The organism is Chromohalobacter sp. HP20-39, assembly GCF_033052815.1.
GTDB lineage: Bacteria > Pseudomonadota > Gammaproteobacteria > Pseudomonadales > Halomonadaceae > Chromohalobacter.
Genome location: NZ_JAWHTP010000608.1, coordinates 1 through 277, shown reverse-complemented (window position 1 = coordinate 277; position 277 = coordinate 1). Strand labels below are relative to the sequence as shown.

General features: G+C 70.4%; 1 protein-coding gene. It reads left to right on the top strand.

Annotated elements, in window-relative coordinates:
* On the top strand, window positions 1–277 hold a 277-nt coding region (locus RVY79_RS19380), incomplete at both ends, for an aldehyde dehydrogenase family protein (RefSeq protein ID WP_317466197.1).

Sequence of the window (277 nt, the reverse complement as noted above, 5' to 3'; positions counted from 1 at the left end):
CGCTGGCGATGCCGCTGGCGTGCGGCAACACGGTGGTGCTCAAGGCGTCGGAACTGTGCCCGGGCGTGCATCGGCTGATCGGTACGGTGCTGCACGAGGCAGGCCTGGGCGACGGCGTGGTCAACGTGGTGACCAACGCGCCCGCCGATGCCGCGCAAGTGGTCGAACGTCTGATCGCGCATCCGGCCGTGCGGCGGGTGAACTTCACCGGGTCGACGCACGTGGGGCGCATCATCGCGCAGCACGCCGCGCAGCACTTGAAGCCCGCGCTGCTGGA